Here is an 18675-nt window from a genome sequence, read left to right as displayed (position 1 = left end):
CTATTAGTCCTTTTGTCCCATGGCACTAGGCCAATAAATTTCCAGCAAGTAAAATCAGGGCGCATTAGCGCCCTGTTTGTCTTTTTCGATATGACCTGTGTTCTACCATCACGCCGATGATCTTGATGTGCTGCCGGTCGGAGTGCATGGTGGGATAATCATCGTTGAGGGGGACAAGCTCAAATACCTCTTGCCCGTTCTCATCGATGCCGCGAGGCCGGTACTTTTTGAATGTGGCCTCGTCGCTGCCGTTCCTGGCCACGACGAAATCCCCTGGTTGAGGCGCTTCGTCGGGGTCAACGATAATAAGGTCTCCTTCCTTGAAGAAGGGTTCCATCGACTGGCCACGCAACCAGAGGCCGAAACCACAAGGGCCAACATCCACCCCCGCCGTCACATACTCTACGTTGCCATCGAAGGCAGTGGCCTGCTCACACATCTCGTGCCAGTGGCCGGCCTGAACATAGCTAAGCACAGGCACGCGCGTACCTTGCGGGATCACGGCCGGCTCGACGTTGTGATATCCAGGCATCACTTCTGGTGCAGGCTGTCCCCTCGCCTCCCCGTCTCCAGTTAAAAGCCAGTCGACAGTGACCCCCAGCGCTGCCGCTAGATCATTGAGATAGCGGCCTTTTGGCTGGTTAAGTCCCGACTCCCACTTGCTAACAGACGCATGGGAAATACCCACTCGTCGGGCAAGCTCAGCCTTACTCATTTTCTGTGCCTGCCGGCTGGCAGTTATGCGGTCATTGATCGTTTCCATGAAACCTAAGTTACCACTCAGAAATCGCACTTAAGTATCAAACTCTCTTGACTCCCTTTTATTACATAAGTTACGCTTCGAGCATTAATAGTCCTTAAGTTATATTTTGTGAGGTCGGAAATGCAGAAACATGACGTCTTAGAACACTTCGGCAGCATCACTGCCATCGCCAAGGCCATTGGGATCTCTCACGCCGCTGTCAGCAAGTGGAGCGAAACCATCCCCCAAGGCCGTGCCTACCAGATCGAGGTGCTGACCGGCGGCAAATTGAAAGCCGGCTCGCACAGCACCCCGCAACAACCCACCCCCTGTGTTTGAACTCCCTAAGAAGGATTCATCATGACTACTCGAATCAAACCCATCCGTATCCCCAGCGATGTGAGTCAGCTACCGCTTGATTACCCCTTTGGCGAACGCGTCAGTGAAAGCCTGGGGGAGTATGCCAAACGCCAAGGTATGAGCCTGGAAGCGGTCAAAAAGCGTGCCGACCGCGGCCAGTTGCCCATTTTGCAAGAGGGCCCAGGTGCACCTCGCGAGGTCAATCTTTACGCCCTGTTCCTGAAAGCCCGTTATCAGGCTGAGCGCTACGTCACCATGACGCTCGCGTGAACCTGCCAACACCATAACGGGTCAAGGAGAACCTCGCATGTTTACCGAACACGCCAGCAAACATCCGCACTGGATCAGCGCCTGCCAACGCTTTGCGGCCAGTCACAACATGGCCGAGATTGCCCAGCGAGCCGGCATAAATCCGCAGCTCCTGCGCAACAAGTTAAACCCCGACCAACCCCACGAGCTGACGGTGGCCGAGTTGATTGCCATCACCCAGGCCAGTGAGGGGGATGAAACCCTGTTCGATGGCGCCCTGTTTGGCTGTGGCTTGACGGCTATCGCCATTCCCCAGGCAGAACGGGCGCCTTCCCTGCCCCACCAGGCGATCGACCTGAACGCCAAGGTGGCCAGCATCGGTCAGCGAGCGCTGGAGCTCTCTGAACGAGGCCGCATCACCCGCACCGAGCGCAACACCCTGGTGGGCGTCGCCACTGCGGCGATGGGCTCACTTGCGCTCCTTATCCACGACATCGAGAGCCGCTTTCAAGCGGTGCCGACCCTCGCCTGTGCATCAGACATCTTGATGCAGGCCGCGACCATGTAAGGGGGAACCCATGCAAACCCAACACATTGACCATCAACAACGCAATCTGGCTGGCCTGACGCCAGAAGAACAAGTGGCCATGAACACCGCCGGCTGCCTGCTGCTGCGTGAGCTGCTGCGCAAGACGCGATCCAGCCTGGATAGCGACTGGCTGGCCATGAGCCAGACCAAACGAGCGGCCATCTGCGCCATCGCACGCCAGCCACGTCATGAGGTGATGAGCGCCACCTTGTCGGCGCTGCCCCATGCACAGCGTGAGGCAATTCGCCTGGCGGTGATCGCTCTGGAGTACCAGGGGGATTTTCGCTGTGGCTGCACCACAGAGGTGTGGCATCCGGTCACCACCGACCGGGCCCAACGAGAGATAGAACGAGAGAAGAAAGAGAGAGCCAACCGCCTGCGCATGAAACGCGCCGTGCTGGCGGCCACCCACATGCTGCAGCAAGGGCCGCGTGCCATTGGGCAATAAAAAAGCCCGCATTACGGAGCGGCAACTCCAAGCGGGCCTTATCAACAACGTATCAGGAAGTCGACATGGCAACTTTAGCTATTCGTGACCAATTGCGCAATCTGCGCCTGCAAACCCGCAAGCTGACCCATTACAACCGGCGCCACCACTGTGACCCCGATCTGATCCGCGCCCTCGAGCGCCCGGTGGCCATGGCATGGCACGCGATCTGGTCATGCGTTAACTGCCGAGGGGAGATCTGATCATGGCTGCCGTTATCACCCGCCACACAGTACCCAATATCAAGGCCGCCAACGCCTACCTGGTGCAACAGGGGTACACCAATTGCGGCACCACCTGGCTTAAAGGCCAGCGAGGCTACGCCCGTATGGAGCGCCTGACCTCTGGCGCGATACGCATCATCGAGGGGGTGGCATGAAAACACTGTTTCACCCCATCGCGACGCAAACGGCCCTGGCCAATCTGGCCGACCTGCCGCACCGCATCAAGGCCCAGATCTACAGCACCAAACCCGGCCCCGAGGGCCGCCATTTACGCGAGCAGGCACGCCAGCAACTGCGCTGGCACCAGCTCTTTCGCACCCTGAGCCGGAGGACCCAACCATGAGCATCGATGCCATCCATATCGCCAAGCGCGCCGAACACGCCGTGCTGCCGCTGCTTACCGAGTTGCTGGCCAGCGGCGAGCAGGAAAACCGGATCGCCCTGGGTGAACTCTACTCGGGCGAGGAATACATCCAGGTGCAACTGGTGGTGACCAGCAAGCCAGCCGATCTGATGGATGACGACTCGGTCATGGGGGATGAGCAATGAGCGATCTGTTTGCACTGCAAGCCCCTCTTGATGAGCAAGATGGCAGTGAATCGGGCCCGGCCCACCTGCAGCCCCCCGCCGCCATCAGTCAACTGGCCAAACACTGGGCCGTGACCAGGAACGAATTCAACCATTCAGGGCAAGGCCCACTGAGGGACATCACCAAAGAACTGCTGTCTCTTGGTGCTATTCGCGCCCTCTATTGGTTGGCCCTGGGCAATGGCGAGGTGGCGCTGGCCAAAGAGATCGGACAGTGGTGGGCCCATTGCCAACCACTGCACGGGTTGGGGGAGACCATTCGATGAGCCATCACCTTATCGACCAACTGACCGCCAGGGTCAGCCACTGGCGCACCGCAGAGGCAGAGGATAAAGAGCGACTGCGTGACTACCAGCGCCGCCTGCTGGCGCTGCGCCAACTGTCACCGCGCCCACATGGCTCGATTGACCTGGCCTTGCGCCAGTGCAAGGCCGTGCGCAAGACCCTGCAAAACGCTACCCATACCCTGGCCGTCTGCCGCCGTCACCTTCGCGAAATATCAGGTGCCGCCCTCCCATGATCCGCCGCAGCTCCCGGCTGCCGCTCTCCAAGAAGACCCTGCGGCAGCGCATTGACACCCTTTCCAACTCTCTGCCCGGCGTCAATGTTGACGCCGTTTTCGGTGGTCCCCGCGGTCAATACGACCTGCTGTGGGCCATCCAGTTGCTCGATGGCCTCTCCCCCCAACTGACCCAGACCCTGTTTAAACAGTATGTGCGCCGGCGAAAAGATGGCAGCACCCACCCCAGCCGCAGCGCCAACATCTGGCTGCGCGAGCGCACCCAATGGGTGCGCGGCCTTATTCAGGCGATCCCGGTCGACCCGCAGCAGCTGCGTGACAAAGAGAGCCGCGAGCGGGTGGCGCATCAGTTCGCCAACCAAACGGCCGCCATCTGGCACCACATCGAGCAGAGCATCAAAGGCGGCGAATACCCCGATCTGCCACTGGCCTTTGAGGCAGTGCGCCAACCGGCCGACCAGTGGGGCTTTATCGGTGACATGCCCACGTTCAAATCAGAAGAGACTCGGGATAACTGGGCCTTGAGCGTGATGGTGCGCCTGCTCTCGGCCAAGTGGTGGGAGAAGCGTATCAACCGCTGCTGGGACCGGCTGCAAGAGCACATCAATATTTTGCTCGGCAAGGTCCGCAAGGGCGTGTCGGCCTATGTGTCGAACGCCACCATGAAGGTGGTGCGCGAGCGCAAGCGAGCCATGATGCGCTGGCTGACCGAGTCGGAGGTGATGAACGCCCGGCATGATCTGGTGGCCTCGATGAAGGAGTGCTGGGAGGCGAGCCCCTCTAACCCGGTCAACCGCCGCAACGAGATGATGACCCGCATGCGCGGCTTTGAGGATTACGCCGAAGAGATGGGGCATGTGGGTGTGTTCTTCACCTGGACGGCCCCGAGCCGCTATCACGCCTGGAAGACCGGCCGCAACGGCAAGACGGTCGAGAACGACAAGTACCAGGGTGCCACGCCCCGCGACACGTGCGCCTATCTGGCCAAACTGTGGAGCCTGACCCGTGCCAGCCTCAAGCGCGCCAATACCCCCGTTTACGGCTTTCGGGTCTGTGAGCCCCACCACGATGGTACCCCGCACTGGCACCTGCTGCTGTTTATGCGCCCGGCTGACAAGTGGCGAGTGATCAGCACCCTGCAGCACTACGCCCTGAGCGATGACCGCGATGAGCTGGAGCGCCTTAACCAGGGGATCCCGTTTACCGACATCACCCCGCGTTTTGACTGGAAGGAGATCGATCCGGCCAAGGGCGACGCCACCGGCTACATCGCCGCCTATATCGCCAAGAACATCGACGGCGAGCACGTCGAGGGGGACGATGAGGCGGGCACGGCGGCCGATCTCGGTGCCCAGCATGCCGTTGCCTGGGCCAGTTGGTGGGGCATTCGCACCTTCCAGCAGATTGGCGGCGCCCCGGTCGGTGTCTGGCGTGAATTGCGCCGCATCAGCAACGCCAAGAAGAGTGGCGATCTGGTGGGCCCCCCCAAGCCGGTGCTGATGGATCCGCGCTTTGAGGCCGCCCGCTTCGCCGCCGATAACGGCATCTTTCGCTGTTACCTGCACGCCATGGGTGGGGCCCTGGCTGCGCGCACCGAGCAACCCATCAAGTTGGCCCATCTCATTGAGGAGCAGGCGAACCGTTACGGTGAAGACATCCAGCGCCTGATGGGACTACACACGGCGCTCCTTGGCGTCAAAACCCGCCTGCAGGGGTGGGAAGTGGTTCCCGCCGGCACCTATGAGGCCACCAAGGCCGCCGGAGGTGGGGGGGTTGGGGTTAAGCCGGGCGGCAGCCCGGCGCCTTGGAGCTCTGACAATAACTGTACGCAGCCGGATCCTGCGGCATTTGCGGATCAGGTAATGGCAGAGCAGTGGGGGTTATCGCCCTTCTCTATCAAGCGCCTACGGGAAGGCGCCCAAGTCAGTGCCGATGGTTATACCCTCTGGCTTGAGAACGGCCAGCTGCAGTCGAGTCGGGCCCCAGCCAGTGAACCGCCGTGGCAGTCTGAATCCTCCTCGATACCCCACGACCAGGAGGGTGAGTACGTCATCGCCCCCAATGACCCGCAGTGGCCAGAGCTGGTCAGCCTCTGCGGCAGCCTCCACCAGGTACAGGGCCATAGCGGCGCACACCGCTGGATCGAGATGCTGCCCGAGCCTTACCAGTCAGAGATGTGGCGGGTGCTCGAGAGGCTGGATTCGCCGTCGTGGATGCAAGAGCAAGAGGACTACCGCGAGTGGGAAGAGTGGGAGGCATAAAATGAGCAGACAACCCCATGCAGCCCTGACCCCAACCGTCAGCCAGGATAACTACCGGCGTCTTGATAGCCGGGTGACCAGCATCCTCAAGCGCAACTGGCCGGCCGATGAGATCAGCCAATGGGTGGGGTTGCTGTCGGGGGAAGAGCAGGCGCTGGCCTGTGCCATCCTGCGCCGGCGCCACTCATGCACTAATGACCCTGCAGGTATAACAACATTGTTCACCTTTCTCTGTTTTTGTTTATATGTGTACATAAATCAGAGTTTGTTTTACACTCAAGATCAATAAATTATTCAAGTGTCAGGCTGTTTTGCTTGGCACTTTTCTATAAGGAGGACATATGGCAACTGCACACAAAGTCCAGAGAAATGGCGCCATAGATCCCAGCAAGGCATTGCCTGTTGTGTTTCGTATCCTGGATAAATGGGACTGTAACACAGATGAACAACTGGCTTTGCTTGGTGTTTCATCTCGTTCAACATTGAACAAATACAGAGAATCCCACGGCGGAATCCGCCTCACCGCGGACATGCAGGAGCGCATGAGTTACATCCTCAACATCCACAAGTGCCTGAGGGTGTTGTTTACCGCCGATGACAGCATCTATGGCTGGGTTCGCAAACCCAACAGCCATCCCTTTTTTGCTGGCCGCAGCGCGATGGAAGTGATGAGCGGCGGTCGCGTGGCAGACCTGTATGAGGTTGCAACACGTTTACATGCATGGCGAGGGGGAATGGCCTGATGCAAGAGCCGCCGCTGATGGAACTCAAAGGGCAACGCGCCTACAGGATCATTCCGAGTCGCTACCCGACTATCCACGTCTTTGAAGATGTCGCCAATGCAGACGAGCTAGAAGCAGTCTGGGCCATTGAAGCACTGACGAATGATAGGTTGAGTGAAGAAGCGGGCAAGTTGTCGCGGGTGCCAAAAGAAGATTGGTTGGTTGGGGTGCCTGGCGGTAGCTATGTCATGGCCGCCTTCACCCATATCAATCCTGAAGGTGCGCGCTTCACAACAGGCGACTTTGGTGGCTACTACTGTGCACCACTGCTAGACACAGCAATCAAAGAAACGGTTTATCACCAGGAGCGGATCTTTAACTACACAAATGAACCCGCCCAAAGAATACAGATGAGGGTGCTCTGCACCGAGTTCAACGCAATGATGGTCGATATCACAGGCGATCAATTTCTCACAACCCCGCTCTACCATGCCACAGATTATTCTCAGTCACAGGCCTTTGCTCAACAACAAAAAGCACAGGGAGTCGATGGCATAACGTATCGTTCCGTTCGTCACAACGATCATGACTGTTACGTCCTCTACCGACCACGCTTAGTGACCCAGATCTGCCAGGCTCAGCATCTCGAATACCACTGGAACGGTAGTGCCATTACAAACGTTCTTAAGATCCAGCTGTACGGTGAATAACCAACGCCCCAAGAACCGGTACACCAGGGAGGCGCTACTGCGCCCCCAATCCTTGTAACACCATCTGTCGCCCCTCTGGGCTTAACCCTCGAGTCAGTATCATCGCCAACTGGTTGGAAGTTCGGGCCGAAGGGCTCAAAGTGTGGTTGAACGACAGGGTGGCCACCCAGCTGTGGCCGCACTCGGCATCGGTGCATTGGCAGTAGAGATCGGCCACGCTGTCGCTCAGGTGATTGGTCTTGGTAATGCGGCCTCGCTGGCCACACTCTTTGCAGTAAACGCGCATCCTCTCCCCCTTTCTCGGCACAGCGTCAATGTTTGTATCATACCCAAACAGACACTGTTTGTTTATACAGCTCCGCCAATTTCCTGCCTGAAACTGACCCATAACGCTCGCGGGATCCCGCTGCTGTTTATGGTCTCGGTGACCAGCTCGCACAGGGGCAGCACCTCGTTGCGGGTATAGGTGGCATCGTACTTCTCAGGATCCCCCAGACCGGCGCTGCCGTTGGCCGGGATGATGCCGGCCAGTGCCGCCGGGAAGCGGTGCGCGGTCAGTACGTCCTGAGAGGTGATCCCCTTGATGGCGGCAAACTCGTCCTTGGTCGCGATGTCGCCCACCGGGATGAGCTTGATGGCATCCTTGTCCCCGCCCGGGATGTTGACGAACATGGAGCGGAAATTTCCCACCCCCTGGCTGCCGGCGATCATCTCCTTCATCTCGGCCTCGGTGTCGTCGTCCATGTTCGGATCCGAGGTGTAAAAGATAAACCCCATGTGGGCACCGTTGAGAAAGTAGCGGCGCCGAAACAGGGTCGCGTCCCGGTTGAGCAGGGCCGACTGCAGGCCACCCAGGTAGTCGGGCAGTCCATAGACCTGCTGCTCGGGGTCGTACTGGGCCAGCCAGATCACATCTTCTTCGGCATAGTCCAGGTGCTGGCCATTGCGCTGCAGCAGCACAAAGCCACCCAGGGGCCGGCGGCGCAAGTAGATGCTCGAGAGCGGATAGAGCCCCACCACCTGGCCCCAGTGGTTGCGCAGTTTCAGCAGCGCCGCATCCCCGCTTTGCAGGTAGTTATGCACGAACGCCGCGATGGTGGCGCGCGGCACCCCGCCGCTTTCAAAGCGCCCCGACACCATGTTGCGCCTGGCCATCAAGATGGCGCCGTGGTGGGCATTGGCGCGGGTCAGCTTGGCCAGCCCCTTGCGATCGATGGGCGGCTGGTAGTAATCCCCCCAGGGGTTCAAAAACACGTCCGTGTAATCGGTCATCCAGGCGGTCGAGTCGACCGGCTCGGGCATCGAGAACATCACGGCCGGTTTGTGGGTCATGGCAGCAGGTGCCGCCGGGGTATGCTTGCGGGTCATGCAGCCCTCTTTGCTGGGCTCACCGCCCAGGTTGATTTGCGTTTACGGGATGTGTTGAGTGGCTCGTTCGCCACGGCGTGGGCCACGGCCCAGAACACGTCGGCGTGGCCGGTGAGGTTGTCGCGCCCGGCCTTGAAGGTCATCTGGCCGCCGCCGGTGGTGCCGCGCTTGATGGCGAGGAAGGCCGCCGGGATATCCCGGTCGCTACCATCCCACTCGATGCGGTTGGCCTCGACCACGTCGATGAGCTTGAGCACCATGGCGCCCTTGGTCTCGACGCTGTAGTGAATGGGACGCAGCTTGCCCTTGAACAGGGGCGAGGCCGAGAGCAGGTCATAGACCCCCATCCCGATCCCCGACACGTCCACCCCGAGGTAGGTCACATTGAAGCGGCCGGCGATGCGCTCGATCTCCTGCGCCTGGTACTGGAAATTAAGCCCCCGCCAGTAGTGGCGCTCGAGCACGCGAAAGCGCTCCCCCTCGACCAGGGGCGGGGCGACCACCACCAGGGTGGCGTTGTCCCGGGTGCGGCTCGGGTCATAGCCGAGCCACACTTCGCGCAGGCCAAACGGGCGGGAGGTGCCGCCCTTGTAGTCGCCCCAGCGACTCGGGTCGACCCCGGCGCGCTCCATGTGCTGGAACTTGAACACCGACAGTGCATCATCAATGAAGCGGCACATGAAGAGGCGATCAAACACCTCGTCCGGGTACTCGTCGCGCAGCTCCTCGATGTTGATCCGGTCGCATCCCATGCGCACTGCGTCTTCCACCGTGATGATGTAGCGCCACTGCTTGTCCGGACAGACGCGCCCCCCGTCGCGCAGCGCCTCCTCGCCCGGGAAGTCGATCGCCTGGCGGGCCGGACGGTCCCCCTTCCAGCGCTCCCCGCTCCAGAAGCGATAGGCCGGGTGTGCCTTGCTCGAGGGGGTCGAGAAGAAGGTCTTGCGAAAGTGGCTCTGGGTCGCCATGGCCGAGGCCACGTCGGCCAGCTTCTCGAAGCCGCCAATCCAGAAATACTCGTCGATATAGACGTTGCCCGAGCGCGACTGGGCGCTGTCGGAGTTGGTGGAGCAAAAGTGCAGCTCGGCCCCGTTCGACAAGGTGATGGGGTTGCCATTGGAGAGGGTGACGCCGAGGAAGGTGGCGGCAATCTTGCGGATATAAGAGCGGAACACCTCGGCCTGTACCTTGGTGGCCGAGAGGAAGATCTGGTTGTTGCCGGTGAGTACCGCATCCTCGAGCGCCTCGCCCGAGAAGTAATAGGTCATCCCGATCTGTCGGCTCTTGAGGATGTTGCGGGTGCGCGGCAGTGCCGGATCGTCTTTGGCCTGGCGCACATGCCGCTGATAACCAAACAGGGTGTCTACCCAGGGCTGGAAATCGGCCGCCGTGAGCTGGCTGATGTCGTTCTTGCCCCCCTTGCGGGGTTTCTTCTTGCCGGCTTCCCGCTCGCTCGTCTCGCGCCGTGGGGTATGCTCGCCGCCTTCGTCACGGCCACTTAATGCCGCCTGGCGCTCGGCCCAGCGCAGCGCCTTCTCTTTGAGTTTGACGTGGTGCTCGATGAGCCGATCGAGCTCCTCCTGCTCCCCTTGGGTCTTCTTCTCCCGGTGCATCAACACCTGCAGGCGCCGGTTGATCGCCTCTTCCACCGATTCCTCGGTGAGCAGATCGCGCCAGCCGAACTTCTCGGCCCAGTAATAGACGATGCGGCAGCTGTTAAGCCCGAGCTCCTCCTTGATCTCCTGGGGGGTCCAGCGCTTAAGGTAAAGGCCGCGCGCGGCGGTGCGGATCTCGTCGGGGTAAGCCATGGCGTCCTCGGGTTATCGTCTCGGCGCCATCTTAACGAGCCCCTCCCTCTCCCTTTGGCTGCTTTCGTTCGGATGACTTCGGATAACCCCTGATATCCGAATTGCCCGGAACGCAACCGGATGAAACGCCCCTCCCACCCCGATAGCCTGAGCCCGCATTCACAACAATGAGGCGCGGCGAGCACCCCATGAGCACCCCCAACGACTCTCAATTGCGCACCGGCTGGGTGTGCATCGCCACAGAAGGCAAGGCCGTCGATGGCCGCGATATCACCCGCCAGTGGCTGGTCGATATGGCCGAGACCTACGACCCGAGCTTTTACACCGCCCTGCTGTGGCCCGATCACGATCGCTGGTCCGCGGTTGGCACGGTGCAGGCACTCAAGACCGAAGAGGTCGACGGAAAGCTCAAGCTATTCGCCATCCTGAGCCCGACCCGGGATCTCATCTATTACAACCAGGTGGGCCAGTATCAGTTCTGCTCCATCGAGCCTTTCGAGAACTTCGCCGACACCGGCCGCACCTACCTGCTCGGCCTCGGCGTTACCGACCAGCCGGCCAGCACCGGCACCACCCAGCTCAAGTTCAGCACCAAGCACCAGGGCCACGCCATCGGCACCAGCGAGCCGCTGGACTTGTCCGGCTTCTCGCTGCCCAAGGAGCCGGGCGGCTTTCTCAAGAAGTTGTTCAGCCTGCTGGCCAACCATGGCGAGGAGCTCGCCCCCTTGACCCCCCCGCACAGCCACGACGATGAGGACGAGGCAATGAAACCCGAACAGTTCACCCAGCTGACCGAGGCCCTTAACGGCCTGGGCAGCAAATTCGAGAGCCTGGCCGAGAGCGTCGCCACGTTCACCGCCGGCAACCAGGGCACCGACGAGCAAGAGAAACCGGCGCCCAAGCCGGCCGCCACCGAGGCGGTGACCGCCGAGCAGTTCAGCCAACTGACCGAGGCCATGACCGGCATGGCCAGCAAGCTCGACGGCATCACCCAGACCATCGAGCAGTTCTCCGCCGAAAAGCCGGGTCAGCGCCCGAGCCCCCTGGGCGGCAACGACAACATCACCCTGGTGTAAGGAGCCCCCACCGTGAGCCAAACCCTGACCACCCACGCCATGGCCGCGCTGCAAACCTACTGCAGCCAGCTGGCCAAGGCCTACAACATCCCCGAGGCCGCGCTGTCGAAACAGTTCTCGGTCACCGGCCCGGTCGAGAGCAACCTGCGCCAGGCCCTGCTCGATTCCCTCGAGTTCCTGAAACTCATCACCGTGCTGGACGTGGACCAGATCAAGGGCCAGGTGGTGCAAGTGGGCGTCGGGGCCCTCTACACCGGCCGCAAGGCGGGCGGGCGCTTCAAACGCGCCATCGGTATGGGTGGCAACACCTACGAGCTGACCGAAACCGACTCCTGCGCGCAGCTGCCCTGGTCCACCCTGTGCACCTGGGCCAACGCCGGTGGCGATGGCGAGTTCATGCGCCTGGTCAATGAGTTCACCAACAAGGCCTTTGCCCTCGACATGCTGCGGGTCGGCTGGAACGGGGTTTCGGCCGAGCCGACGACCGACGCCGAGAAACACCCCCTCGGCCAGGACGTGAACACGGGCTGGCACCAGCTCGCCCGTGCCTGGAACGACGGCAGCCAGATCGTGAAGGCCGACGCCGGCAAGAAGATCCACTTCGACCCGGATGGCCGCGGTCATTACCGAACCTTGGACGAGATGGCGTCGGATCTCATCAACACCACCATCGATCCCCTGTTCCAACAGGACCCGCGCCTGGTGGTACTGGTCGGCACCGACCTGGTCGCCGCCGCCCAAGCCAAGCTCTACAGCGAGGCCACCAAGCCGAGCGAGCAGATCGCCGCCCAGATGCTGGCCAAGTCCATCGCCGGGCGCAAAGCCTACATCCCGCCCTTCTTCCCGGGCCGGCGCATGGTGGTCACCACCCTGGACAACCTGCACATCTACACCCAGCGCGGCACCCGCAAGCGCAAGGCCGACGATAACCAGGACGCCAAGGCCTTCGAGAACCAGTACTGGCGCATGGAGGGCTACGCCATCGGCGAATACAAGGCCTATGGCGGCTTTGAAGAGGCCGACATCGAGCTCGGCGCCGACCCGGACGCCCCCGTGACCGCAAGCACAGGAGGCTAAGCCATGCTCTCCCCCGCGCTGCGCCACAAGCTACGCCATGAAGCGACCGCCGCTATCACGCAAACGGCCATCACCGGCCAGGCGACCGGCGCCGTGGGGGACAGCCTGCACCTGCAACTGCTGGCGCTCGAGCAGGACATCGCCCGCCTGCGCCAGTACGAGCGCATCGCCGATCGGATCGAGATGAAGCGCCGCGAGCTGCTGCCCAAGTATCGCCCCTACGTGGAGCGCTACCTGGCCGCCGGCATCGCGCACCGCAATGAGCTGTTTGCCCAGCTCATCATCTGGGCCTTCGACGTGGGCGACTTCGATACCGGGATCGCCTGGGCGCTGATCGCCATCGAGCAGCACCAGCCGACCCCGCCCAACATCAAGCGCAACTGGGCCACCTTCGTGGCCGACACCGTGCTCGAGTGGGCCGAGACCCAGAGCACCAACGGCCACAGCGTCGATCCCTGGTTCGCCCGGGTGTTCGACCTGGTACGCAACCAGTGGCGCCTCAACGAGCGCATTACCGCCAAGTGGTTCCGGGCCGCCGGCCTGCACCTGCTGCGCGATAGCGAGGGCAAGCCACTGCCCAGCGCCGTCAATGACGGCAACGTGCTGGAGCAGGCCGACCACTGGCTGGCCGAGGCCGAAAAGCTCCACGCCAAGATCGGCGTGGGCACCGTGCGCCACAAGATTGCCATGCGCCTGCGGGCGCTCTCGGAGTAACCGACTCTCCGTGCCGCCGCCCCCCGGCGGGGAGGATAGGCTGCCAGATGGCACGCCGACTCCTGCGAACCGTGGCCACAGGGGGGCCCCACTTCAACATAAGGACGAGGCATGTTTACCGGTAAACCGCTCGACTACAGCGACCAGCAGATCAGCAACAACGGCTTTTGGCCCGACGTGGTGGTCGCCGAGTTTGAGCGGCGCAGCGCCCAGCCGGCCGATCTGGACCGTCAAACCATCGCCTCGGCCCTGCTCTCGGCCATCGGCCAGATCAACCTGCAGCTCGATGCCTACCAGGCCGGCCAGCAGGCGCTCGGATTTGTCCGCGCCGCTGACGTGCCGGGTCCGGCCATCGAGGGCGGCAACAACGCCCTGACCGAGCATTACCTGGGCGCTGTGTTCGCCCGGGCCCGCGGCGAGCTGCTGCCGGCGGCGGCCAGCGTGACCGAGCGCCAGGTGGCCAACCTCACCGCCGAGCGCGAGCCGGTCACCCGCGAGAGCCTGCTCGCCATCAGCCAGCAGCTGGTGCGTCTCATCAAAGGCAAGCGCCGCGCCGGGGTGGCCCTGTTATGAGCAGTCAGGGCTACTACCTGCAGGCACTGCACCAAGCGCTGATCGCCGTGCTGCCCCCCAAGTGCCAGCGCCTGCTCGACAGCTGGATGGAGCAGGGCCAACTGCGCCTTGAGCCCAAGAACATGGGGCCCACCGGGGTCAATGTGGCGCTGCTCACCTATCGCGCCGTCTACACCCTGGAAGGGCTGCCGTTTCGGGAGTGCGATCCGGCGGTGCTACTGGCCACCGTCTGCGCCTGGCTACAAGACCACGACGACCATCGCGCCACCTTCGAGCTGCCCGATCCCGAGTTCGCCATCACCGAGAACGACGAACACAGCGCCGATCTCGAGGTGCAGGTGGAGTTTGTCGAGCCGCTTCGCCTCTCGCCGGACCCACAGGGGCCGGTGATCTGGAACGGCCAGCGCTGGGCGGTGATGCCCTATGAGATCTGGGTGGCCGATCGGGCCCTGCTGCAGGTGGGGGCCACGCCGGCCCATACCGTGGGGGACGAGGCATGATCACCATCACCCTCGACACCCGCCGCTGCCAGGACCAGCTCAAGCTGCTGGCCCTGCCCGCCAAACAGCGCAAGCGCTTGGTGTGGCGCGCCGCCAACGAGCTCAAGAAGGTGGCCAGCCGCAACATCCGTGGGCAACAGGACTGGAACGGCACGCCCTGGACACCGCGCAAGCGGGGCAAACGCAAGATGCTGCAGGGACTGCGCCGCCTGATTGTCATCAGCGACAAGCGCCAGGATGTGGCCGAGCTCCGCTTTCGCGGCGGCCGCTACGGCATGCACCCGGGCGTGGTCGCCGCCGCCCATCAGCAGGGGCACACCTACAAGGTGACCGCCGCCCAGCGCGCCCGGGTGATGCCGGCCGGCGCCGGCAAGGAAAAGGCCGCCACCCGCGCCCAGGCCCGCAAGCTACGCGAGCTCGGCTTTAAACGCCCGGGCGCGCGCAAGGGGCGCTATCGCGCCGCCTCGCTCGGCTGGATGACCGCCCATCTCAACTACGCCCAGGCCGGGCTGCTGATCAAGAAACTCAAGGATGAACCCACCAAGAGCGACTGGGATATCACCCTTCCGGCTCGCCCCTTCCTTGGCGCCAATGCCCGGCAGCGCCAGCAGGCCTTCGCCCGAGCCCTGCAGGGGATCAACTACGGCTGGGACGTAATGAAAGACCAGATGAGGACCTGACGCCATGTGGCCCCATGTACAGATCAACAACCTAAACCAGCGGCAAGGACCGGTGACCGAGGTCGAGCGCCACCTGCTGTTTATCGGTAGCGCGCCGAGCAACACCGGCAAGCTGCTCTCCCTCAACACCCAGAGCGATCTCGATGCCCTGCTGGGCAGTGCAGACAGTGAACTCAAGCGCAATCTGGCGGCTGCCCGCGACAACGCCGGCCAGAACTGGAGCGCTGCCGCCTATGTGCTGCCGAGCGATGGCAACTGGCTGGATGCCGCCCGGGCTGCCCAGCTCACCCAATCCTTTGAGGGGATCGTGGTGCTGGGCCACGCATGGGACAAAGACGCCATCGCCGCAGCCCACGCCCTCAACCAGGAGCTGATCGCCAAGTGGGGGCGCTGGCAGTTCCTGCTGCTGGCACTGCCGGGGATTGCAGGGGATCAAGACTGGCCTGCCTATGAGGCCGCCGTGGTGGCCCTGCAAGATGGCATCGCCGCCGAGTCGGTCTCCCTGGTCCCCCAGCTCTGGCCCACCCTGGCCGGCATCTATGCCGGGCGCCTGTGTAACCGCGCCGTGAGCATTGCCGACACCCCGGCCCGGGTCAAAACCGGCGCCCTGGTCGGGCTTGGTAACAAACCCAAGGACAAGGACGGGGTCGCGCTGCCGCTCGCCACCCTGCAGACCCTGGAGCAGAACCGCCTCTCGGTGCCCATGTGGTACCCGGATTATGACGGCTATTACTGGGCCGACGGCCGCACCATGGACGCCGAGGGCGGCGACTACCAGGTGATCGAGAACCTGCGGGTGGCTTACAAGGTAGCCCGCCGGATGCGAGTTCGCGCCATCGCCCGCATCGGCGATCGCGCCTTCAACTCCACCCCGGGCAGCACCGCCGCCGCCATCACCTATTTCGGCAAAGACCTGCGCGAGATGGCCCGCGCCACCACCATCGCGGGCCAGCCGTTCCCCGGGGACATCCTGCCGCCCCAGGACGGCGACATCGTCATCAGTTGGCAATCAAAGAACCTGGTCTCTGTGTATGTGGTGGTGCGCACCGTCGACTGCCCCAAGGGGATCACCATCAACATCATGCTCGATTTGAGCCTCAACAACGGGGAGGGCTAACCCATGACCCGCCGCATTTCCGGCATCAACTTCGACACCAGCCTGATGGGGGCCATGGTCCACGTCGAAAAGGCCACGCTCACCATCACCGACAACACCGAAGTGGCCAAGACCCGTGGCATTCCCGACGGCTTCGTCGATGGGGAGGTGAGCGCCGAGCTCGAGTTCGAGCTCGACGCCAAGAACTTCAAGCAGCTGGGGGAAGCAGCCCGCCGCGCCGGCAGCTGGCGCGGGATGGAGCCCGACGATGTGCTGTTCTACGCCGACACCGGCGCCGAGACGCAGAAGATCGAGGCCTTCGGGGTCAAGCTGCTGCTCTCCGACGTGCTCGACATCGATCCGGCCGGCGGCAAGAAAGGCACCCACAAGATCAAGGGGCTGGTGACCTCCCCCGATTTTGTCCACATCGATGGCGTGCCGTACCTCTCCAAGGACGACACCCGCCACCTGCTGGGTTAAGGGGGCGCCATGGACGACATCGACCGCGCCAACCGCCACGCCGAGCGCATGCTGACCGTGGCCCTCGCCAACCAGGTGGGCAAAAGCCGGCGGCATGGCGAGAGCCTGACCGAGTGCGAGGAGTGTGATGATCCGATCCCCGAGGGGCGCCGCCACTCTGTGCCCGGAGTGCGCCTGTGTATCACCTGCCAGACCAGGCGCGAGCGCCTGCGCCGGTAACGACGAGAACAGGACATGAAACCCATGCCGAACAAAGACCCCATGATCGGTGCCGCCTTGCTGGCCTGGCTGATGGACAACTGGCCCGCCGTCTATGGGGCACTGCTGGCGCTGGCTATCGCGTTTTTGCGTATCACCTACAACGGCGGCAGTGGGCGCCGGCGCCTGATCGAAACCCTGCTCTGTGGCCTGATTGCCCTGGCCGCCGCCACCGGGGTGCGCCTGCTTGGCATCCCTGCCGACGCCACCCCGTTCGTGGGCGGCATGGTGGGGCTGCTCGGTATCGACATCATTCGCGACAAAGCGGCGGACCTCGTCGGCCGCCAAGGAGGTAACGATGCCCCGTAGTCACTGCCACCCCCAGGTGGCCGCGTTCCTGGACATGATCGCCTTTGCCGAAGGCACCCGAGGCGTGGGTGACGATGGCTATAACAAGTTGGTCAATCCGGCCGGCTTCTTTAAGAGCTACGCCAGCCACCCCAACGTGCGGGTACAGGTCAATGCCAGCCTCATCAGCACCGCCGCCGGCCGCTATCAGTTCCTGGCGCGCTACTGGCCGCACTACCGCGACCGGCTCGGGCTGCCCGACTTTGGCCCCGAGTCACAAGACACCTGGGCCATTGCCCTGATCCGCGAGCAGAAGGCCCTGCCCGACGTGATGGCCGGCCGCCTGAAAGAGGCGATCGCCAAGTGCGCCAACATCTGGGCCAGCCTGCCGGGGGCCGGCTATGGCCAGCGTGAGCACACGTTCGCCACCCTGCAGGCCACCTTTGTCGAGTTCGGCGGGGTGCTGGCATGAGCGCCTTGTTCAAGCTGTGGCCGACCCTGCTCGGGCTGCTGATTGGCACCCTCCTCTTCGTTCAGGGCGAGCGCCTCTCGACTCGCACCAAGGAGTTGGCAACGGCCCACGACACCATCGCCGCACTGCAACGCGCCAACGAGTTGCAAGCCCAGGCCCTGGCCGACTACCCCAAGCGCGAGCAGGCCTTGCGCCAGCAGTTGGCCGCCCTGAGCGGTGAGCTCGCCGCCCTCGACCAACACAACAGGAGCATCAGCGATGAACTGGAACGCGCCCTGGCCACGCCGCCGGCGGGCCGCCCGAATTGTGCCCGTGAGCCTCTGCCTGCTGGCGCTCTGCGCCTGCTCAAGCCCACCGGCGCGGGTGCAAACCCGGGTGGTGACACGCCTTCCCCCGGCGGCGCTGGTGCCCCACTGCCCGGAGCCTGACTTTACCGGGACCACCTACGGCGAGGCCGTGCGCTTTATCCCGACCCTGCAGCTGGCCCTGCGCCGCTGCCAACGGCAAATCAATGCCCTGAATCACTGGATCAACACCGAGGAGAACACCCAATGAGCAAACTCACCCTGACCGTTGCCGGTACCGAGATCACCTTCGAGCCGACCATGGTGGCTTACAACGGTTACATCAACGACCTGCTGCCCGGCGACAAGGTGGCCCCGGCGCACAACTACCTGCAAAAGATCGTGGCCCAGGGCAGCAAGGAGGCCCTCGCCGAACTGCTCAAACGTCCGGGCACCGCCCTGCAGCTGACCGCCGTGGTTAACGAGCATTTCGCCCCGCAGCTCGAGATCAGCGTAAAAAACTGACCGCGCGCGCCGAGGCTATCGAGC

32 protein-coding genes are annotated in these 18675 nt (G+C 62.8%); 28 read left to right on the top strand and 4 right to left on the bottom strand.

Annotated elements, in window-relative coordinates; all coding sequences use genetic code 11:
* Positions 1-64: 64 nt before the first annotated feature.
* Entirely contained in the window at positions 65-763 is a 699-nt protein-coding gene (locus AB5Y48_RS10290; protein WP_368164351.1) for a LexA family protein, read from the bottom strand.
* A gap of 120 nt (positions 764-883) precedes the next feature.
* Here AB5Y48_RS10290 and AB5Y48_RS10285 point away from each other — a divergent pair, with 120 nt between their 5' ends.
* The 14 genes from AB5Y48_RS10285 to AB5Y48_RS10220 all read left to right on the top strand — a co-directional run bounded on the left by AB5Y48_RS10285 (position 884) and on the right by AB5Y48_RS10220 (position 7452).
* Positions 884-1081, top strand: a complete 198-nt coding sequence (locus AB5Y48_RS10285) for a Cro/CI family transcriptional regulator (protein WP_368164350.1) — start codon at positions 884-886, stop codon at positions 1079-1081.
* Positions 1082-1102: 21 nt separating this feature from the next.
* Positions 1103-1372 carry a DNA-binding protein gene (locus tag AB5Y48_RS10280; RefSeq protein ID WP_368164349.1) on the top strand — a complete coding sequence of 90 codons (270 nt, stop codon included), beginning with the start codon at positions 1103-1105 and terminating at the stop codon, positions 1370-1372.
* Between the two features lie 37 nt (positions 1373-1409).
* Positions 1410-1919, top strand: coding sequence for a phage regulatory CII family protein (locus AB5Y48_RS10275; protein ID WP_368164348.1), 510 nt, complete (start codon positions 1410-1412; stop codon positions 1917-1919).
* Positions 1920-1929: 10 nt separating this feature from the next.
* Positions 1930-2388, top strand: a complete 459-nt coding sequence (locus AB5Y48_RS10270) for a hypothetical protein (RefSeq protein WP_368164347.1) — start codon at positions 1930-1932, stop codon at positions 2386-2388.
* 65 nt (positions 2389-2453) lie between these two features.
* Positions 2454-2630 (top strand): hypothetical protein, encoded by a 177-nt coding sequence (locus AB5Y48_RS10265; RefSeq protein ID WP_168929927.1) that lies wholly within the window; start codon positions 2454-2456, stop codon positions 2628-2630.
* A 2-nt stretch (positions 2631-2632) separates the two neighbouring features.
* Entirely contained in the window at positions 2633-2806 is a 174-nt protein-coding gene (locus AB5Y48_RS10260) for a hypothetical protein (protein WP_368164346.1), read from the top strand.
* The gene (locus AB5Y48_RS10255; RefSeq protein ID WP_060587457.1) at positions 2803-2994 is read left to right on the top strand and encodes a hypothetical protein; all 192 of its coding nucleotides are present in this window, start codon (positions 2803-2805) and stop codon (positions 2992-2994) included. The genes AB5Y48_RS10260 and AB5Y48_RS10255 overlap by 4 nt, the downstream gene beginning before the upstream one ends.
* A complete protein-coding gene (locus AB5Y48_RS10250) occupies positions 2991-3200 on the top strand; it encodes a hypothetical protein (RefSeq protein ID WP_136614294.1) in 210 nt (69 codons plus the stop codon). Before AB5Y48_RS10255 ends, AB5Y48_RS10250 begins: the two co-directional genes overlap by 4 nt.
* Entirely contained in the window at positions 3197-3505 is a 309-nt protein-coding gene (locus tag AB5Y48_RS10245) for a hypothetical protein (protein ID WP_368164345.1), read from the top strand. The genes AB5Y48_RS10250 and AB5Y48_RS10245 overlap by 4 nt, the downstream gene beginning before the upstream one ends.
* Complete coding sequence (locus AB5Y48_RS10240) at positions 3502-3759, top strand: hypothetical protein (RefSeq protein ID WP_368164344.1); 258 nt, start codon at positions 3502-3504, stop codon at positions 3757-3759. The genes AB5Y48_RS10245 and AB5Y48_RS10240 overlap by 4 nt, the downstream gene beginning before the upstream one ends.
* Complete coding sequence (locus AB5Y48_RS10235; protein ID WP_368164343.1) at positions 3756-6020, top strand: replication endonuclease; 2265 nt, start codon at positions 3756-3758, stop codon at positions 6018-6020. Before AB5Y48_RS10240 ends, AB5Y48_RS10235 begins: the two co-directional genes overlap by 4 nt.
* 1 nt (position 6021) lies before the next feature.
* Positions 6022-6309: a hypothetical protein gene (locus tag AB5Y48_RS10230; protein ID WP_368164342.1), complete on the top strand. Its 288-nt coding sequence runs from the start codon at positions 6022-6024 to the stop codon at positions 6307-6309.
* A gap of 52 nt (positions 6310-6361) precedes the next feature.
* A complete protein-coding gene (locus AB5Y48_RS10225) occupies positions 6362-6763 on the top strand; it encodes an antitoxin Xre-like helix-turn-helix domain-containing protein (RefSeq protein ID WP_368164341.1) in 402 nt (133 codons plus the stop codon).
* Positions 6763-7452, top strand: coding sequence for an RES family NAD+ phosphorylase (locus AB5Y48_RS10220; RefSeq protein WP_368164340.1), 690 nt, complete (start codon positions 6763-6765; stop codon positions 7450-7452). The genes AB5Y48_RS10225 and AB5Y48_RS10220 overlap by 1 nt, the downstream gene beginning before the upstream one ends.
* A 34-nt stretch (positions 7453-7486) precedes the next feature.
* Here the strand turns inward: AB5Y48_RS10220 and AB5Y48_RS10215 are convergent, their stop codons facing one another.
* The 3 genes from AB5Y48_RS10215 to AB5Y48_RS10205 all read right to left on the bottom strand — a co-directional run bounded on the left by AB5Y48_RS10215 (position 7487) and on the right by AB5Y48_RS10205 (position 10628).
* Entirely contained in the window at positions 7487-7738 is a 252-nt protein-coding gene (locus AB5Y48_RS10215) for an ogr/Delta-like zinc finger family protein (protein WP_368164339.1), read from the bottom strand.
* Between the two features lie 62 nt (positions 7739-7800).
* Positions 7801-8820, bottom strand: coding sequence for a phage portal protein (locus AB5Y48_RS10210; protein WP_368164338.1), 1020 nt, complete (start codon positions 8818-8820; stop codon positions 7801-7803).
* On the bottom strand, positions 8817-10628 hold the full coding sequence (locus AB5Y48_RS10205) for a terminase family protein (protein ID WP_368164337.1): 1812 nt from the start codon (positions 10626-10628) through the stop codon (positions 8817-8819). Before AB5Y48_RS10205 ends, AB5Y48_RS10210 begins: the two co-directional genes overlap by 4 nt.
* A 188-nt stretch (positions 10629-10816) precedes the next feature.
* Between AB5Y48_RS10205 and AB5Y48_RS10200 the strand changes: the two genes are divergently transcribed.
* The 14 genes from AB5Y48_RS10200 to AB5Y48_RS10135 all read left to right on the top strand — a co-directional run bounded on the left by AB5Y48_RS10200 (position 10817) and on the right by AB5Y48_RS10135 (position 18651).
* Complete coding sequence (locus AB5Y48_RS10200; RefSeq protein WP_368164336.1) at positions 10817-11704, top strand: GPO family capsid scaffolding protein; 888 nt, start codon at positions 10817-10819, stop codon at positions 11702-11704.
* 12 nt (positions 11705-11716) lie between these two features.
* Positions 11717-12781 (top strand): phage major capsid protein, P2 family, encoded by a 1065-nt coding sequence (locus AB5Y48_RS10195; protein ID WP_368164335.1) that lies wholly within the window; start codon positions 11717-11719, stop codon positions 12779-12781.
* A gap of 3 nt (positions 12782-12784) precedes the next feature.
* Complete coding sequence (gene gpM, locus AB5Y48_RS10190) at positions 12785-13495, top strand: phage terminase small subunit (RefSeq protein ID WP_368164334.1); 711 nt, start codon at positions 12785-12787, stop codon at positions 13493-13495.
* Between the two features lie 111 nt (positions 13496-13606).
* Positions 13607-14068, top strand: a complete 462-nt coding sequence (locus AB5Y48_RS10185; RefSeq protein WP_368164333.1) for a head completion/stabilization protein — start codon at positions 13607-13609, stop codon at positions 14066-14068.
* Positions 14065-14568 (top strand): phage tail protein, encoded by a 504-nt coding sequence (locus AB5Y48_RS10180; RefSeq protein ID WP_368164332.1) that lies wholly within the window; start codon positions 14065-14067, stop codon positions 14566-14568. Before AB5Y48_RS10185 ends, AB5Y48_RS10180 begins: the two co-directional genes overlap by 4 nt.
* The gene (locus AB5Y48_RS10175) at positions 14565-15248 is read left to right on the top strand and encodes a phage virion morphogenesis protein (protein WP_368164331.1); all 684 of its coding nucleotides are present in this window, start codon (positions 14565-14567) and stop codon (positions 15246-15248) included. Before AB5Y48_RS10180 ends, AB5Y48_RS10175 begins: the two co-directional genes overlap by 4 nt.
* Before the next feature lie 4 nt (positions 15249-15252).
* A complete protein-coding gene (locus AB5Y48_RS10170) occupies positions 15253-16365 on the top strand; it encodes a DUF2586 domain-containing protein (RefSeq protein ID WP_368164330.1) in 1113 nt (370 codons plus the stop codon).
* Between the two features lie 3 nt (positions 16366-16368).
* The gene (locus AB5Y48_RS10165) at positions 16369-16824 is read left to right on the top strand and encodes a phage protein (protein ID WP_368164329.1); all 456 of its coding nucleotides are present in this window, start codon (positions 16369-16371) and stop codon (positions 16822-16824) included.
* A 9-nt stretch (positions 16825-16833) separates the two neighbouring features.
* A complete protein-coding gene (locus tag AB5Y48_RS10160; RefSeq protein ID WP_368164328.1) occupies positions 16834-17043 on the top strand; it encodes a TraR/DksA family transcriptional regulator in 210 nt (69 codons plus the stop codon).
* Positions 17044-17067: 24 nt separating this feature from the next.
* Positions 17068-17391: a phage holin, lambda family gene (locus AB5Y48_RS10155; protein WP_368164327.1), complete on the top strand. Its 324-nt coding sequence runs from the start codon at positions 17068-17070 to the stop codon at positions 17389-17391.
* A complete protein-coding gene (locus AB5Y48_RS10150; protein ID WP_368164326.1) occupies positions 17381-17842 on the top strand; it encodes a glycoside hydrolase family 104 protein in 462 nt (153 codons plus the stop codon). The genes AB5Y48_RS10155 and AB5Y48_RS10150 overlap by 11 nt, the downstream gene beginning before the upstream one ends.
* A complete protein-coding gene (locus AB5Y48_RS10145; protein ID WP_368164325.1) occupies positions 17839-18270 on the top strand; it encodes a hypothetical protein in 432 nt (143 codons plus the stop codon). Before AB5Y48_RS10150 ends, AB5Y48_RS10145 begins: the two co-directional genes overlap by 4 nt.
* Entirely contained in the window at positions 18206-18397 is a 192-nt protein-coding gene (locus tag AB5Y48_RS10140) for a hypothetical protein (RefSeq protein WP_368164324.1), read from the top strand. Before AB5Y48_RS10145 ends, AB5Y48_RS10140 begins: the two co-directional genes overlap by 65 nt.
* Positions 18394-18651 (top strand): putative phage tail assembly chaperone, encoded by a 258-nt coding sequence (locus AB5Y48_RS10135; protein WP_368164323.1) that lies wholly within the window; start codon positions 18394-18396, stop codon positions 18649-18651. Before AB5Y48_RS10140 ends, AB5Y48_RS10135 begins: the two co-directional genes overlap by 4 nt.
* The last annotated feature ends 24 nt before the right edge of the window (positions 18652-18675 follow it).

Source organism: Aeromonas sp. R6-2 (genome assembly GCF_040908155.1).
GTDB classification, from domain to species: domain Bacteria; phylum Pseudomonadota; class Gammaproteobacteria; order Enterobacterales; family Aeromonadaceae; genus Aeromonas; species Aeromonas schubertii.
The sequence above is the reverse complement of the archived record's forward strand: the minus strand, read 5'-3'. Positions and strand labels throughout refer to the sequence as shown.